This is a genomic window from Streptococcus australis (assembly GCF_040226615.1).
GTDB lineage: Bacteria > Bacillota > Bacilli > Lactobacillales > Streptococcaceae > Streptococcus > Streptococcus australis_E.
Map to the genome: position 1 here is coordinate 370090 of NZ_JBCOAT010000001.1, position 16970 is coordinate 387059.

At 42.7% G+C, this 16970-nt stretch carries 14 protein-coding genes; 2 read left to right on the forward strand and 12 right to left on the reverse strand.

Going from position 1 to position 16970, the window contains the following annotated elements:
* Nucleotides 1–46: 46 nt before the first annotated feature.
* From gyrB to ABT997_RS01825, 6 genes are all read right to left on the reverse strand, one after another.
* Complete coding sequence (gene gyrB / locus ABT997_RS01800; protein WP_350018594.1) at nt 47–1996, reverse strand: DNA topoisomerase (ATP-hydrolyzing) subunit B; 1950 nt, start codon at nt 1994–1996, stop codon at nt 47–49.
* Between the two features lie 12 nt (nt 1997–2008).
* On the reverse strand, nt 2009–2572 hold the full coding sequence (locus tag ABT997_RS01805; protein WP_129821908.1) for an HAD-IA family hydrolase: 564 nt from the start codon (nt 2570–2572) through the stop codon (nt 2009–2011).
* Nucleotides 2573–2751: 179 nt separating this feature from the next.
* The gene (locus ABT997_RS01810) at nt 2752–3309 is read right to left on the reverse strand and encodes a DJ-1 family glyoxalase III (protein ID WP_006595944.1); all 558 of its coding nucleotides are present in this window, start codon (nt 3307–3309) and stop codon (nt 2752–2754) included.
* Between the two features lies 1 nt (nt 3310).
* Complete coding sequence (locus tag ABT997_RS01815; RefSeq protein WP_061564172.1) at nt 3311–4555, reverse strand: FtsW/RodA/SpoVE family cell cycle protein; 1245 nt, start codon at nt 4553–4555, stop codon at nt 3311–3313.
* A gap of 16 nt (nt 4556–4571) precedes the next feature.
* Nucleotides 4572–5579 (reverse strand): YeiH family protein, encoded by a 1008-nt coding sequence (locus tag ABT997_RS01820; RefSeq protein ID WP_350018595.1) that lies wholly within the window; start codon nt 5577–5579, stop codon nt 4572–4574.
* Nucleotide 5580: 1 nt separating this feature from the next.
* Nucleotides 5581–8040: a bifunctional DnaQ family exonuclease/ATP-dependent helicase gene (locus ABT997_RS01825; RefSeq protein WP_350018596.1), complete on the reverse strand. Its 2460-nt coding sequence runs from the start codon at nt 8038–8040 to the stop codon at nt 5581–5583.
* Nucleotides 8041–8198: 158 nt separating this feature from the next.
* On the opposite strand from ABT997_RS01825, the gene ABT997_RS01830 reads away from it, so the two are divergent.
* On the forward strand, nt 8199–8840 hold the full coding sequence (locus ABT997_RS01830) for an MBL fold metallo-hydrolase (protein WP_350018597.1): 642 nt from the start codon (nt 8199–8201) through the stop codon (nt 8838–8840).
* Between the two features lie 193 nt (nt 8841–9033).
* Here ABT997_RS01830 and ftsX read toward each other — a convergent pair whose 3' ends face one another.
* The 3 genes from ftsX to prfB form a co-directional block, all read right to left on the reverse strand.
* Nucleotides 9034–9960 carry a permease-like cell division protein FtsX gene (ftsX, locus tag ABT997_RS01835; protein WP_006595939.1) on the reverse strand — a complete coding sequence of 309 codons (927 nt, stop codon included), beginning with the start codon at nt 9958–9960 and terminating at the stop codon, nt 9034–9036.
* Nucleotides 9953–10645, reverse strand: coding sequence for a cell division ATP-binding protein FtsE (gene ftsE / locus ABT997_RS01840; protein WP_006595938.1), 693 nt, complete (start codon nt 10643–10645; stop codon nt 9953–9955). Before ftsE ends, ftsX begins: the two co-directional genes overlap by 8 nt.
* A gap of 42 nt (nt 10646–10687) precedes the next feature.
* Nucleotides 10688–11783 (reverse strand): peptide chain release factor 2 gene (gene prfB, locus ABT997_RS01845; protein WP_129821903.1). Its coding sequence is split into 2 segments (ribosomal slippage): nt 10688–11710 and nt 11712–11783, totalling 1095 coding nucleotides; the frame shifts between segments, so codons are not numbered across the junction.
* Nucleotides 11784–11980: 197 nt separating this feature from the next.
* Between prfB and ABT997_RS01850 the strand changes: the two genes are divergently transcribed.
* Nucleotides 11981–12838 carry a metallophosphoesterase gene (locus ABT997_RS01850; RefSeq protein WP_129821902.1) on the forward strand — a complete coding sequence of 286 codons (858 nt, stop codon included), beginning with the start codon at nt 11981–11983 and terminating at the stop codon, nt 12836–12838.
* A gap of 56 nt (nt 12839–12894) precedes the next feature.
* Here ABT997_RS01850 and ABT997_RS01855 read toward each other — a convergent pair whose 3' ends face one another.
* The 3 genes from ABT997_RS01855 to ABT997_RS01865 all read right to left on the reverse strand — a co-directional run bounded on the left by ABT997_RS01855 (nt 12895) and on the right by ABT997_RS01865 (nt 16948).
* Nucleotides 12895–13563, reverse strand: coding sequence for an MIP/aquaporin family protein (locus ABT997_RS01855; RefSeq protein WP_129821901.1), 669 nt, complete (start codon nt 13561–13563; stop codon nt 12895–12897).
* 123 nt (nt 13564–13686) lie between these two features.
* A complete protein-coding gene (locus ABT997_RS01860; RefSeq protein WP_129821900.1) occupies nt 13687–16371 on the reverse strand; it encodes a cation-translocating P-type ATPase in 2685 nt (894 codons plus the stop codon).
* 193 nt (nt 16372–16564) lie between these two features.
* Nucleotides 16565–16948, reverse strand: a complete 384-nt coding sequence (locus ABT997_RS01865; RefSeq protein WP_129821899.1) for a YwiB family protein — start codon at nt 16946–16948, stop codon at nt 16565–16567.
* Nucleotides 16949–16970 lie beyond the last annotated feature (22 nt).

Here is a 16970-nt window from a genome sequence, read left to right on the forward strand (position 1 = left end):
TTATTATATCATAAATATTCGAATAATTGGCAAATATCGCAGAATTTTATACATCAAGTGTACTATATTCGGCATTTTCTTCGATAAATTCACGACGAGGTTCTACTCGATCCCCCATGAGCATATCAAAGATTTTATCTGCTTCTGCTGCATCATCAACTGTCACACGCGCCATGAGGCGATGTTCTGGGTTCATCGTTGTTTCCCAGAGCTGATGATCATCCATCTCACCCAAACCTTTGTATCGTTGAATCGTTGGTTTGGAACGACCTTCAGAATAGCGCTCCAAGGCTTCAGCCAATTCTGCTTCTTGGTTGGCTCCTGGTTGGATGTATTCTTTGATTTCACTACCGACTTTTACACCATAGATTGGTGGTTGGGCGATGTAAACATAGCCTGCCTCCAAAACTGGTTTCATATAGCGATAGATCAAGGTTAAGAGGAGGGTTCGAATATGAGCTCCATCGACATCGGCATCTGTCATGATGACTAATTTTTGATAACGGGCTTTCAATACGTCAAATTCTGCACCAAAACCAGTTCCCATAGCTGTGAAAATGCTACGAATTTCTTCGTTGGCTAAAATCTTATCCATGCTGGCTTTTTCCACGTTGAGGATTTTCCCCCGAATAGGGAGAATCGCCTGGAACTCGCGGTTTCTACCTGATTTAGCAGATCCTCCGGCAGAGTCTCCTTCGACGATGAAGAGTTCTGTCTCAGCTGGATTGTTAGATGAACAGTCTGCTAATTTACCAGGAAGGTTTGAGATTTCTAAACCAGATTTCTTACGGGTGACTTCACGGGCGCGCTTAGCAGCAACACGCGCTTTGGCAGCCAAAATTCCCTTTTCGACAATTTTCTTAGCAATCTGCGGATTTTCCAACAAGAAATCAGAGAAGGCATCGCTGAACAAGCGGTTGGTAATCTTCACCACTTCAGAGTTTCCAAGTTTGGTCTTGGTTTGTCCTTCAAACTGTGGATTTGGGTGTTTGACAGAAATCACTGCCGTCAACCCTTCCCGGACATCTTCCCCTGTTAGATTTTCTTCATTGTCTTTGAGAAGTTTATTCTTACGCGCATAGTCGTTGATAACACGGGTCAAAGCTGTACGGAAACCTTGTTCATGAGTTCCCCCTTCATGGGTATGGATGTTATTGGCAAAACTCATGACGGTTTCGTGATAACCAGTCGTGTACTGCATGGCTACTTCAACCGTGATATCATCCAATTCTCCATCGGTATAAATCGGAGTTTCAAAGATGACATCCTTGTTTTCGTTGATGTATTCTACATAACTAGCAATCCCACCCTCATAGTGGTAATCTTTCGTTTGCTCCTGCCCTTCACGCTTGTCCGTGATCGAGATCCGTAAACCACGGTTCAAAAAGGCTAATTCTTGAATCCGTTTATTCAACTTGTCAAAGTCAAATTCAGTGGTTTCTGTGAAAATCTCTGGGTCTGGAGTAAAATGAACGGTTGTACCAGTTCGATCTGTTTCACCGATCACTTCAAGATCTGCAACGACTTGTCCGCGTTTGTATTCTTGGTAATGAATTTGGCCATTCTTATGGACGTGAACATCTAACTGAGTCGACAAGGCATTTACGACGGATGATCCAACTCCATGGAGTCCACCAGACACCTTGTAACCACCACCGCCAAATTTTCCTCCCGCATGGAGAACGGTAAAGACAGTCTCAACCGCTGGACGACCCGTTTTTTCTTGAATGTCAACCGGAATTCCCCGTCCATCATCGACGACTGTAATCGAATTGTCCGCTTCGATAAAGACTTCGATATGGCTAGCAAATCCTGCAAGGGCCTCATCGATTGAGTTATCGACGATTTCCCAGACCAAATGGTGAAGACCTTCTTTAGAAGTGGATCCGATATACATCCCCGGACGCATCCGAACTGCTTCTAAACCTTCTAAAACCTGAATCTGACTGGCATCATATTCTTGACCAGTCGTTTCTTGCTTCAATTCTTCTGTCATTCTTTCCCTTTTCTAATTAAAAATATAGGCACTTAATTGATCCATTGAGTCAAACAAATAGGTCGCCATACCAGCTCTCTGACCAGCTTCGATATCGATCGGGCGATCTCCAATTACCAAGCCAGACTCAATCGCATACTTGTCTTTTAGATACAACATGGACGTAGGATCTGGTTTACGTGGAAAACCATCATCAGCTGTCACAACTTCTGTAAAGTAATGACGAATCCCTGTTTTTTCTAAGATGGTCTCTACATGATGGTCACGGTGAGAAATCAAAAAATGACGGGCTCCGACCACTGTCAGACGATGCAATAACTCTTCAGTCCCCTCGAATAAGCAGGGGATTTCAAGAGCTTCTTTCTCTCGCTGTTTATACTCTCCCAGAAAGTCTGGAAGGTCTGCGGCAAATTGCTGAACAGCATAATCCGTGGAAACCTTTAAAGCTGCATAAACAGAATCATGATCAGCCTCCCTTTGGAAATACTGTAAGGTCGCTACAAAAGCTTTTGTAGAGGTCTCATAATTGTCCAATAAAGTCCCACCAAGATCCCATATAAAATCATGATAATCCATAGCTTCAATTATACCATATTTTTCAAAAAATTGCTTGTAAAGTCAATGTTTTCACGGTTTTTTTACAGTCATCTCCCACCTATTTTACTTTCATTCAAAAAGCATTTATATTTTAAGAAATCTAGACGATAAAAAAATGAAGACAGGAATTTTCCTACCTTCATTTTTCTTCTCAACAACTAAGGGGCCGATGTTCCAAAAACATCTTGATAGAGCATCCCTTCTCTCAACGCTGTGGCATCTCCCCCAAAATGGTTGACCAGGGCATAGGAAAAAGCAAGTGCTGTTGCAGGACCCCGACTGGTCAAAATGTGACCATCCTGGACCACTGCTTCTTTCACATAATGCTCTCTTCCAATTTCTTTTTCAAAGCCATCATAGCAGGTATAGCGTTTTTCATCAAGTAGTCCAGCGCGATCCAAGACAATCGGAGCTGCACAAATAGCTGCTAGACTTTTTCCTTGTTCATGGGCTTCTTTTAAAGACTGAATCAAGCCCTCATGGTCGCGTAGATTTGCTGCTCCCGGCATCCCTCCTGGAAGGACAATGCCATCAAAATGATCCAACGAACCGGACCAGACCTCATCAACCTTCACTGTGATCCCATGGGAACCTGTCACTTCTGGATCAAATCCAACCATCAAACACTCGATTGCTGCTCTTCGCAAAACATCGACAACGGTCAAGGCTTCGATTTCCTCGAAACCATTTGCTAACATCACTGCTACTTTTGTCATATCAAATTATTCCTTTCTCGTGTAGTCGACTCAATTGTTTCTGTCTCAATAGTCGACTTTCTTTTTTCCGTTCTTCACTCACCCTATTTTGATGGCTCATGGATAATAATAAACCAATCCCAATAAGGTTACTCACAATAGCGGATCCTCCTTGTGAGATAAATGGCAAGGGAATTCCAGTGAGAGGCAAGATCCCCGTTACAGCCCCAATATTCTCAAATATGTGGAAGACCAGCATCATGATGAAACCAGTTGAGATATAGGTGTAAAATTGATTATTAGATTTCAGGGTAATGCGCAACATCTTATAAACTAGAAACATGTATAAGAGAAGGAGGCACAGTCCTCCTACAAATCCAAAATCTTCCGCGATGACCGTAAAAATCATATCACTCTCCCTGACCGGGATCAACAGATTAGATACATTAAAACCTTGCCCCAATAGACCACCGCTGGCAATGGCCAGCTGTCCCTGAGCCTGTTGGAAGGTCATGGTTTGTGCATAATCAAAAGGATTCAACCAGGCTAAAATGCGGTTCATCTGATAGGTGGGCATCCCCAGAGTTTGATGGAGAAAGGCCCGCCCACCGTCGGATAGAAAGACGGCCAAAAAGAGAGCAATTCCACCTGCGAGGGTCAAAAAGACTGGTAAAATGATTTTCCAAGAGACCCCTGAAATAAGGACTACTCCTGAGAAGATAGCCATAAATACCAAGGAGGTTCCAAAATCATGTTGAAAGGCTAGAAGCCCCAGGACCGGTATGGTATAGGCAGCAATTTGGAGAATGAGAGAAAAGTCTTTTTTTAGCGTCCGATTTTCTTCCCTATTGTTTCGTAAAAAATGAACAATCGCACGAGAGACCATCAAGATATAAGAAATTTTCATAAATTCTGATGGCTGAAAGAGGCTGATCCCCTTGTAGGCCACCCAGTTTTTAGAACCGGTCGAAGCAACCAGGTTTGGGTTGTAAAAGTAAAGGGGCAAGACCATTAAGACCAAGCCAAAGACATACAAATAGGGCGTTACTTTCCATAAAAATTCTGTATTAAAGAGCATAACGACAAAACTAATCATACATCCTAAAACAATCCAGGCAACCTGTTGGCCTAAAATAGACCAAACCAAGTCAGGATAATCATTCGAAACTGCAATGTAGACTGCCACCACTCCAAATGCCAATAATAACAAAACAGTGGTGATCAAGGAGAAATCTCCTCTAAGTTTGAAAGACTGACGTCTCTTCATTTCATCTCCCTTTCATTTAGATTCCTAAAACGTGTTGAAGTAGCAAACTAGAAATGGATACAGCTAGCCAGGCCACAAGGCCGATGATGAGAGGAGCCACCCCCTGCTTACGGAAGGCCTGAATAGACACTTGACTTCCAATGCCAACCAAGGCCATGGCCATCAAATATTGTGACAACCATTTACAGAAGGGGATCCAAGAACTTGGAAACCAGCCAAAGGACGTCACTAAAGAAGCCAAAAGGAAATAGAAAATAAACCAAGGAACAATTTTACTCAATTTCACTTGCTTCCCTTCTCGATCCTGTTTCGACCGTCCTAGAAGTTTTAGTCCCAACATCCCAAAACAGATTGGAATAATCATCAAAGCTCGGGTCAACTTTACAACCGTAGCCACTTCACCCGCTGCTTTACTATAGGAAAATGCGGCCGCTACAACAGATGAGGTATCATTAATAGCTGTTCCTGCCCAAAAACCAAATTGCCGATCCGTCATAGCAAGGAGGTGACCAAAGAAAGGAAAGAGGAAAACCGCTAGGATATTAAAGAAAAAGATGGTCGACATAGACAGAGCGATGTCATTTTCATCAGCTTCTAGAACAGGAGAGGCTGCCGCGATTGCAGAACCTCCACAAATAGCTGTCCCCATTCCAACCAAGGCTGTTAGGATCTTTGGAGCTTTTAAGAGGTAGCCCATTACAAAAGCAGAGAGAAAGGCAATACTGATGGTCGGTAAACTAATGACCAAAGAAGACAGGCCCAATTGAGTCACCTTTTGAAAAGACATGGTAAAGCCCATCAAGATAATGGAATATTGCAAGAGTTTTTTCCCTGAATAGGCTAGACCCGGTCTACTATTTTGAGGCAAGAGTTGGCTAGCATTCAAAAGGATGCCACATAGGATAGCAAAGAGACTAGAGCCAAGGATAGGTACTGCTTTTCCTAACACCATAGATAGTCCTGCTGTGAGAGCGGCTAGCAAGACACCGGGAACATACTGAGTTCCATTGGGTTTTTGATTCATGTTAACTCCTAAATTGTTCAACAACTTCTTTTACTTCTCCTGTCTTAACAATGACAAGAGGAGCTATTTTCTCTAAACTGGCTTGAATCTGCGAGCCATATTGGCGATTTAATAAGCGTTGATCTAATAAAATGACCAGAGATTCTTGCTCGCTCGAACGACTCGAGCGTCCAAGAGCCTGCTTCAAGCGTAAGATAGCTAGTGGCAAACTATAATCATAGAAAGGATTTTTCCCTTCTAGACGCAAGGTTTCGTGCAGTTTTTGCACGAAGAAATCACTTGGATTATCAAAAGGAATGCGAGGAATGACTTGAATGATTTTTGCTTGCTGGGCAAAATCGACCCCTTCCCAAAAACTACCGGATCCTAAAAGGACGGAAGCTTCCCCTCTATCAAATCGGCGTTTAATAGTTGCTGCTTCACCATTCTTATACTGAGCCAGATGACCCACTGTCATCAGCTGAGAAGTTGCTAAAAGCAAGTCCTTGGAAGTGAACAAGGCAAAGAGAGGCAAGCCAGTAGCTGCTAGATCATCCAAATAACTTGCTAAAGAGCCAGCTAATTCCTCTTGAGTCAGGTTGGTTAAATCAGGAAATTCTCGATCGATGAAGATGGTTTGCCCTTGATGATAGGACAGTTCTTTCCCAATGAATTGGTAATTCTCAATTCCTAAAATCGAGGCTAGATTGACCTTTTTACTAATGGATAAGGTAGCTGAGACCAAGAGAAGTCTGGTAGTTGTTGGAATAAAGTCTTGAAGGGAAACCAAGCCCTCTCTTCCAGACTGCAAGCGAATTATCGGATGCTGATTCTCTTGTGTACGATCAATCCAAAAAATTTGAAAACGAGGATCAAAGACCGTTTTTAATGCAGCCAAGACTGGACTATCTAGTTCAGATAAATCCTGGCGAATTTTTTTCACCTGTTCCGGTGTTAGTTCGACCTTTCTGCTACCCGATTCAAGATGTTTGAGTAGAGCATTCAATTCAAATTGGAGACTCTCAAGGATCCGTCGTTTCAGCAAGGATTTTTCTATTTCTATCTCCCGTTGCAGATCTAGCATGAAATCTGATAATGATAAGGAAGCCCTTGAAAACTGCTCCAATGAAAAATAAAGTTTTTGTGCTTCATCCACCACTAGAGTCCGATTTTCTACTAGAGAAGGATCATCTTCTAATCGAGTCAATAAATAGGCATGATTGGTGAGCAAGACCCGACTCATTTTGGCTTTTTCTTGACCGAGATGCCAAAAATCTTCTGTGTAAAATAAAGATTTTTTTGATAGCTTTCCGTCATGACGGATTCGTTGAACAAAATTCCCGTAACGATGGAGCTGTCCCACTTCGTTTAGATCACCCGTCCTTGTTTGGGTCAGCCAGACTAGCAATTGCATTTTGAACCGATTCCAGAGGCGATTTTCCTCTGGTTCATGCAAGATTCGAAAGAACTCATCCAGTTTTAGATAATTTTGAGGACTCTTTAGGCTATGAAAAGAAGTCTGAAAAACGTCCTCAATCATCTTAGCTTCCTGTTGCATGATTTGGTCTTGTAAGACCTTGGTTGGAACACTGACAACAATCTGGTCCTTTGTATGCGCTAGTAAGGGAAGGAGGTAGCCATAGGTTTTTCCAATCCCAGTAGGTCCCTCGATAAAGGTTGCTACTTCTCTTGAAGACTGAAGACTTTCTTCAATTGACTGGGCAAACTCTTGTTGCAAGGGACGGGGTTCCATGCCCATTAACTGGATATTAATATCAAACTGATCAGAAAAATTCTTGGCATCTCTTTTGATCAGAGGCTTACGAAGAAAAATCCCATGGTGAGATGTCAAGTCCTCTTTATGAAAAGCTCCCGCATCCTCGAATGCATCCTCTATCAAGAGTCTCGACTCGTAAATCAGATTATCAGAAAATGATAGCAAGGTTTCCACCAATTCCCTTGGTAAGGAAGCAATCGTTTCACGAAGCTTAAGAAATAGCTGGGCGGTTGCTTGCGCATCAGAAATAGCTGAGTGAGCATGGTCTAGAGGAATCGCCAATTCTTCACACAGGCTACTTAAATTGTATCTTTCTAATGTTGGGAAAAAGACTTGGGCCAATTCAACCGTATCGATCCGGGGGGTTATGAGCTCAAAGCCTTCCCAAAACAATGATTCTGCCAAGAGATTGGCATCAAATTTGACATTATGAGCCACAAAGACAGCATCTTCAATCAGTTCGTATACTTGTCTGGCCACCTGTGAAAAGTCAGGGGCCTTCCTGAGTTGCTGATTGGTAATCCCAGTCAGTTGACGAATATGTTCGTCTAGTTCCTCATGCGGATTGACATCAGTCTCATAGGTCTCTACAATCTGCCCATCTTGAATGATGACAATCCCGATTTGAATAATTTTTGCATTGCTGCTTGCACTGGTCGCTTCTAGGTCCACGACAGCATATTTTCTTTTAACATTCGTCGTCATAGCACTTAAAATTATATCATTTTCCGACTCGCTTTGCTTGGTATTTTATGACATTGAAAGGACCAAATCCAGCCAAGCGACGATTCTTCGGTTTCTAGAGGCGTTTTAGTCAGCTATTTTACAATATTTTTGATAGACTAATAGAGAAAGGAGCTCTTATGAAAATCCACCGCATTGTCAATCCCATCGCTTATGAAAACACCTACTTGCTTGAAAACGAGGACTATCTTCTCGTCGTTGATCCTGGGAGTGCTTGGGAACAAATTCGCAGCCGCATCGATCAACTCGCAAAACCAATTGCTGCTATTCTCCTCACCCATACCCACTACGACCATATCATGAGTTTAGAGAAGGTGCGGGAAACTTATGGCCATCCACCTGTTTATGTAGATGCTCATGAAGCAGCCTGGCTTCAAAGTCCTGTGGACAATCTTTCTGGTTTAGACCGCCATTCTGATTTAACGGATGTGGTCTGCCAGCCAGCCGAAGAGCATTTTGAATACCGAACAGATTATCATTTGAAGAACTTCCATTTTTATGTTCTTCACACACCAGGACATTCCATCGGAGGGGTCTCCTTGGTCTTTCCTGATGACCACCTTGTCTTGACAGGAGATGCTCTTTTCCGAGAAACCATTGGACGGACCGATTTGCCAACAGGAAGCGGTCCCCAACTCCTTGAAAGTATTGAGACACAATTGCTCACTCTTCCATCCTCTTATACAGTTTACCCAGGACATGGGAATGACACCACCATCGGTCATGAAAAAATGTTTAATCCCTTTTTTCGGAATCGTTAAAAAAGAGAGTGGGACAGAAATCGGTAATTCGTTAGAATTCGATTTCGTCGTCCCACCTCCGCACAGTTGAGTAGGGCTGTAAAAGCTGATGAAATCAGCGTAGTAGAGCCCACTCAACCACTGCGTCTTGCTCGACAATCCAAAGACAATTGAGAGGCTAGGATTTTTGTCCCAGCCTCTTTTTTTTATATTCTTAAATCTTCAAGAAACGTCTCATTGAAATAGATGAGCCAATCGCTCCAATTAAAATACCGAGACCAAACAGTCCTCCGACCATAATCGGAACAAGAAGGTTTGGACTATATAAGAACAATTTCTGATCTTGTAGGGTATTGTACATGGACTTGTAGACAATATTATAGACATAATAAAGCAAGAGAGCTGGTGGAATTGCACCAATCAAGCCAATCCAGGCACCTTCCAGAAGGAATGGCGCACGAATATAGCCACTTTTAGCCCCTACCAGACGCATAATCTTGATTTCTCGACTTCGTGAAATAATGGTAATCCGAATCGTATTAGAAATCAAGAAGACTGCGATAAAGATTAGTAAAGCGGCACCAATCAAGCCCCAAATACGGATGAAGTTCCCTAGAGCAAAGAGACGTTGAGTATCAACTCCCCCGTCTTTTACTTCAGATACCCCTTCGATTTTCTTAGCGGCTTTAGAGACTTCTTTCACATACTTAGGAGCCGTTGTCTCTACAAAATAGGCGTCATAGAGTGGATTGGCATCTCCGTCAAAAATTTTCCAGTTGTTACCGGCAGTCTTGATCAAGTTTTCATATTGTTCTTCCTTGCTGGAGAACTCAACTTTATCAACATTCTTCATGGCTGTCAACGCATTGTAGACTTTTTTGTAGTCCTCATTATCAACCATCTGGCCTTCTTTTTCGATCTGCTGGCTTTGATCTTGGATATCCTTACGCATATAGACAACAATCCGTACACTATTTTGAATATCATCTGATAGCTTGATCGTATTCGCAATAACTGAGGCAAAAATCGCTACAAGTCCAAGTGTAATCATCACCGAACTAACCGCAGCAATGGTCATCCAGCCATTCCGTTTTAAACTTTTAAATGATTCAATGAGATGGCGGAAAAATCTTCTAATCATCGTATCCGTACTCTCCTTCCGCTTCATCCCGTACAACACGGCCATTTTCAATGGCGATAACACGGTGACGAAGTGTATTTACAATTTGGCTATTATGAGTCGCCATCAAAACAGTGGTACCTTGCAAATTAATTCGCTCTAAGAGGTTCATAATTTCCCAAGAGTTATCTGGGTCCAAGTTCCCTGTTGGTTCGTCCGCAATCAATACTTTAGGATTGTTGACGATGGCACGCGCGATAGCGATCCGTTGTTGCTCACCACCTGAAAGCTCATTTGGGAAGGAACGAACCTTGTGTTTTAAACCAACAAGGTCTAAAACTTCCATAACGCGTTTTTTAATGTTGCGACGACGCTCTCCGATTACTTCCATTGCGTAGGCAATATTTTCATAAACGGTCTTTTTAGGAAGCAATTTGTAGTCTTGGAAGACTACCCCAACGTTCCGACGCAACATCGGAATATCGCGTTTTTTGATTTTATCTAAATCAAAACCAGCAACTTTCAAGCTACCTTTATCATGCTTCACCTCACGGTAAAGCAAGCGAATAAAGGTTGATTTACCTGCACCAGAAGGTCCTACAATATAGGCAAATTCTCCTGGTTCAATATGAACGGTCACTCCTCGAAGAGCTGTCGTTCCGTTGTCATACTTTTTGACAACATCTTTCATTTCAATCATTGACATGTATTGAAAATTCCTTTCCACATTTTATATAGAAGGAGGACTTTAATTGAGACGCCATTTTAAATAGGCATCAATAAAGCCATCAATATCTCCGTCCATTACTTTATCAACTTGGGCTACTTCATAGCTTGTACGGTGATCCTTCACCATGGTATATGGTGTAAAGACGTAGGAGCGAATCTGACTTCCCCAGGTGATTTCTTTTTTATCACCTTTTAAGGAATCTACTTCAGCTGCCTTCTTTTCTTGCTCCAATTGATAAAGTTTCGCCTGCAACATTTTCATTGCACGGTCACGGTTTCCGTACTGAGTCCGGTCAACCGTCGAAGCAACTACAATCCCTGTTGGGATGTGAGTCAAACGAACACCTGTAGAAACCTTGTTGACATTTTGTCCACCAGCTCCACCCGAACGGAAGGTATCCATCTTGATATCATCATCTCGGACTTCCACTTCAATGGTATCATCCAATTCTGGCATGACTTCAACTGATGTGAAGGATGTATGGCGACGTTTAGCTGAGTCGAATGGCGAGATCCGTACCAAACGGTGAACGCCCATTTCAGATTTCAACAAGCCATAGGCATGCGGTCCTTCAAAAGACAAGGTAACAGATTTAATCCCAGCCTCGTCTCCTGCCTGATAGTCCAAGACTTCCACCTTGAAGCCATGAGCATTTCCGAAGCGGGTATACATCCGAAGAAGCATATCTCCCCAGTCCTGAGCCTCAGTACCACCAGATCCCGGATGGATTTCCAAGATTGCATTATTATTATCATAGGGTTCTGATAAGAGAAGCGTCATCTCATAACTGGTCATCATCTTATCCAACTCTGTCAACTTCTCTTCTAGCTCTTCGTGAACGGATTCATCTTCTGAGAGAAACTCAAGAAGGATTTCGGATTCATCAAACAAGTCTGTCATTTGATGGAAATTCTCATAGGTTTGTTTCAACTCATTTAATTCCTGGGATGTCTTTTGCGCCGCAATATTATCATCCCAAAAATCAGGTTCTGTCATTTTGTTTTCCAAAATGGCAATTTCTTCTTCCAGACCCTCTAAGTCAAAGAGACCCCCTGAAAGAAGCTAATTTTTCACGATTCGCGTCAATTTTCTGACGGATTTCTGAAATATCCATAAGTACCTCTTTCTAAGTATCAGTCTATTATACCACAAACCCCGTCATTTGCACATAGTAAGAGATAGTAAGAATAGTTTACCCTACAAAAATCGCATAAAACCAGGTCGTTGTCACCTCCCTTGTTACATAATTGTTAGATTTGTTACATGTTGGTTACCTTTCTCTTTCTCATCAACTTATGATACACTAGTGATATGACACGTATTGGTTTTATGAGTGACCTGCACCTGGATTCCAATCAGTTTGGCGAGGCCGAACGCATGCAACTCCTGCAGGTCCTACAAGAAGAACAGATTGATCATCTTCATCTAGCTGGAGACATCTCTAATGACTTTAAACAGATAAGCCTTCCCTTCATTCAGGACCTCCAAAGACAGCTTCCTGTCTCCTTTAACCTGGGCAATCACGATATGCTATCTCTTTCAGAAGAAGAAATCAAGCAGTATGATTTTCAGGTCCAGACCTTTGGAGACAGCCATTTAGTATCTCTTGCTGGATGGTACGATTATAGCTTTGTTCCTGAAAAGAGCAAGGAAGCCCACCTGCGTACCAAGAATACTTTCTGGTTTGATCGAAGATTGGAACGTCCTTTAGATGATCCAACCATCACGCAAGAAGATCTCTTCCGATTGGATCAGGTCCTCGCTTCTTTAGATGGTAGAATCATCGTCGCTCTTCACTTTGTCCCCCACAAGGACTTCCTCGTTAGTCACCCCTACTTTCAGAAATTCAACGCCTTCTTAGGTAGTCAAGCTTTTCACGATCTCTTTGTAAAGCACGAGGTAGCTGATGTCGTCTTCGGACACTTGCATCATCGCCATCCTTCCAGAGCCATCGATAACGTCCATTATCACATGCGGCCTCTTGGCTATATTCGAGAATGGCAACTGACAGAAGACTTTTTCAAGGCCTATCCACAGTACAAGATCCCTCACATGTATCGTCTTCATAAACGCTACAACGCTGTGAAAGACTTACCTGAATTTCATCAATACAAAAGACAGCAGTTAGCAAGCGAATTTCGTCAGGCTTTAACCATCCTTGACTGCTAAAAAGAAAAAGATTTCGACCCCACAGGGAATCGAAATCTTTTTTTCGTTAAAATAGCTTAAGCTTCAGTTTCAAGGAGATTCTTTGCAACAAGCGCTGCCAAGACACCACCAACGATTGGAGCAAGGATAAAGATCCAAATTTGTTGGAGGGCTGCACCACCTACAAAGAGTGCAGGAGCCAAGCTACGAGCTGGGTTTACAGAAAGACCTGTAATGTTCAAACCTACAAGAATGATCAAGGTCAAGCTCAAACCGATGACAAGACCAGCAATCTTCCCGTTTCCTTTAGAAGCTGATGTCACTGTCATGATGACCAAGATAAAGATAAAGGATGCAATCACTTCAAACAAGAAACCGCCAAATGGAGTTACTCCTTTAGCCAAGGCATTTTCACCAAGACTAGCTGTTGACATCCCTGAATTAGACAAAAGGAAGAAGACAGAAGCAGTCGCAAGGAAAGCTCCTACTACTTGCGCTACAATGTAGTTGACTAAGTCTTTAGATGACAAGCGTTTGTTGACAAACATAGCAATCGAAACAGCAGGATTCAAGTGAGCACCAGAAACAGTCCCAATAGAGTATGCAGCTGCAACAATGGACAAACCAAATGCCAAGGCAATTCCTAAATGCCCAAGACCTTCTGTCCCATTTCCAAAAACAACTGCGCCAGTCCCGATAAAGACAAGCATATATGTGCCGATTACTTCAGCAAAAAACTTTTTCATAATATAAGTTTCCTTTCTTCAAACTGTTGTCTAGTTTATCAAAAATCCAGTCTTGCCTCAAGAAATATGCCCAGACATCTCTGCACACAAAAAAGCCATCCGAAGATGACTTTTGATACGCGTTTAAATGGCGTTTTTATCCTTACCAAGTGCACGTTGAACGGCTTTGACAATCTCAACCAAAACAACAATCATAAGGGCACCTACAGCAACAACTAACCATTGCGTCAAGCTCAAATGAGACACGTGGAAGAGTTTATTGAATCCAGGTACCATAATCGTCGCCATTAAGAGAATAAAGGCAACTGGGATGGACCAGTTAAAGGTCTTGTTCTTGAAGAGTCCCACTTTAAAGATAGATTGGTAAACAGACTTGACGTTAAAGGCATGGAGTAATTGGATCAATCCAAGAGTCGCAAAGGCCATGGTCAAAGCATCTGCATGGATTTCTGCTCGGGTAGAGTGTTCAGGAAAAATCAAAGCCCAACCGTAAACACCAAGTACCAAGATAGTTTGGAAGATCCCTTGATAGAGGATAGCGCCGAAAACCCCACCGTCAAAGAAATTAGATTTGCGGCCACGAGGTTTGTGGGTCATGACACCTGGCTCAGCTGGTTCCACACCAAGAGCGATGGCTGGAAGCGTGTCGGTTATCAAGTTGATCCAGAGAAGATGTACTGGTTGCAACACATCCCAACCAAAGAGGGTTGCAAAGAAGATGGTGAAGACTTCAGCCATATTGGCAGACAAGAGGTATTGGATAGATTTTTGGATATTGGAGAAGACCTTACGTCCTTCTTCTACCGCTACGATAATGGTTGCAAAGTTATCATCAGCAAGGACCATATCAGAAGCTCCCTTAGAAACTTCTGTACCTGTAATCCCCATACCGATACCGATGTCAGCTGTCTTAAGTGAAGGCGCATCGTTAACCCCGTCACCTGTCATAGCAACAACCTTACCTTCTTTTTGCCATGCTTTCACGATACGAACCTTGTGCTCAGGTGATACACGAGCGTAAACAGAGTATTGCTTGAAGACCTTTTGGAATTCTTCATCAGAGAGTTCATTCAACTCAGCTCCTGTAAAGACGTGGTCTTCTGTATCATTTGGATCGATGATTCCAAGACGTTTGGCAATGGCTTCCGCTGTATCTTGGTGGTCACCTGTGATCATGATTGGGCGGATACCTGCTTCCTTAGCGACACGTACAGCTTCGGCAGCTTCTGGACGCTCAGGGTCAATCATGCCGACCAAACCAGAGAAGATGAGGTCAGACTCAACAATTTCAGATTCCAAGGTTGGGATTTCCTTGCTTGTCTTATAAGCCATCATCAAGACACGAAGGGCTTGTTTGGCCAAGTCTTTGTTGATTGCAAGGATAGCTTTCTTGTCTTCTTCTGTGATAGGGCGAACTTCCCCATTTACTTCAATACGTGTCACACGCTTGAGCAATTGGTCAGGCGCACCCTTGACAGCGATAAAGTATGAACCATCAGCTTCCTTATGGATAGTCGACATAAGCTTACGGTCTGAGTCAAATGGTAATTCAGCAACACGTGGCTCATCCTTCAAGACTTCACGAACATCAAAGTTGTGGTCCAAACCAAACTGTACAAGAGCAGTTTCAGTAGGGTCACCGATCAATTTGCCAGATGGATCCACCTTGGTATCATTGGCAAAGTTCATGATACGGAGGGTATTATTGTTAGCAGCAATTTCAGATGCCGAACTTTGCAATTGACCATTGGTATAAACTTTTTCAACCGTCATTTGGTTCATAGTCAAGGTACCTGTTTTATCAGATGCGATGATTTCTGTTGAACCAAGAGTTTCAACCGCTGGCAATTTGCGGACAATCGAATTACGTTTTGCAAGGGTTGTAGTTCCCAAAGATAGAACGATAGTTACAATGGCAGGAAGCCCTTCTGGAATAGCCGCTACTGCAAGGGCAACCGCCACCATCAAGCCTTCTAATGGATGTTCACCACGAACAAAGACTCCAACCAAGAAGGTAATCACTGCAATCACAATGATTAAGTAAGTCAAGGCCTTAGATAATTGTTCCAGGCTTTGCTTCAATGGTGTCTCTGTCTCGTCAGCATTAGCCAACATATCTGCAATCTTACCAACTTCTGTATACATACCAGTGTTAGTCACAACACCAATACCACGACCGTAAGTTACGTTTGAGTTTTGGTAACCCATGTTAACACGATCCCCGATACCAGCATCTGCTTCAACAAGTCCTGTCACATCTTTTTCAACTGGGACAGACTCCCCTGTAAGTGCTGCTTCTTCTATTTTAAGAGAAGCTGCTTCAAACAAACGCATATCTGCAGGCACGACATCTCCCGCTTCAAGCAAGACGATATCTCCAGGTACCAATTCTTTTGAGTCAATCTCAATCACATGACCATCACGACGAACACGGGCCATCGGGCTAGACATATTTTTCAGAGCTTCAATGGCTGCTTCTGCTTGCCCTTCTTGGTAAACCCCAAAGGCAGCATTCAAGACAACAACGGCCAAGATGATAATGGCATCCGTTAGACCGTCCATTCCTTCTGTAATCACAGAAAGTGCCGCTGCCGCAAGCAAGATGATAATCATCAAATCCTTAAATTGATCAAGGAATTTAGCTAGTAGGCTCCGTTTTTCGCCCTCTTCCAACTCATTGCGACCATAAGTCACTAAGCGTTCTTGAGCCTGGGCAGTTGACAAACCTTCAACGGATGAGTCCAAGTTCTTTAGGACTTCTTCTGAGGTCTGTGTGTAAAACAAGTCTTTATTTTGTTCTTTTGACAAAACAGTCTCCTCCTTTTTGGCCTCTTTTTACAAAAAAAGAGACCTGTTTTTTTAAAAAAAAAGTCTCGCTGTTTAATATAGTGCCGGAAATAATTCGTAATGACGACACTATCGCGGTTAACCGCCAGCTACTCCCTTGAGTGGTTTCATTATACCACAACTCGTAAAAAAATCAAGAAAAACTACTGATAAACTAGTCTTCCCATGTCACTTCTAATCGATAGGTCGCAAACTGTTGACTTCCGTCTGCCGTTAACAACTGATAGGACAAACCAAGCCTATTTTGCTCCAATCTATATTCCTGAGTATCAATCACAAACTGCTGCATGCCTAGGGGAGTTGGAATGAGCGCATGACCTTTCTCTGAAGCTATAAATTTCATGATGGATTTTGGCGTTGAAAAGCGCGTCATGGTCAATTCTTGATCATGAAATTTCAAAGCGACTTTTTCGCCTTCTTCGTTAACGTAAAGCAGATAGTGATAGCCGCCTCTTTCCTTCCATTCCCCTTCGTAATATTGGTCCATCACTTCCACTTGATCATCAAATTGAATCTGATTTTGTATTCTAATCTTCAAAAGTTCCCATCCTTTCCCTCTT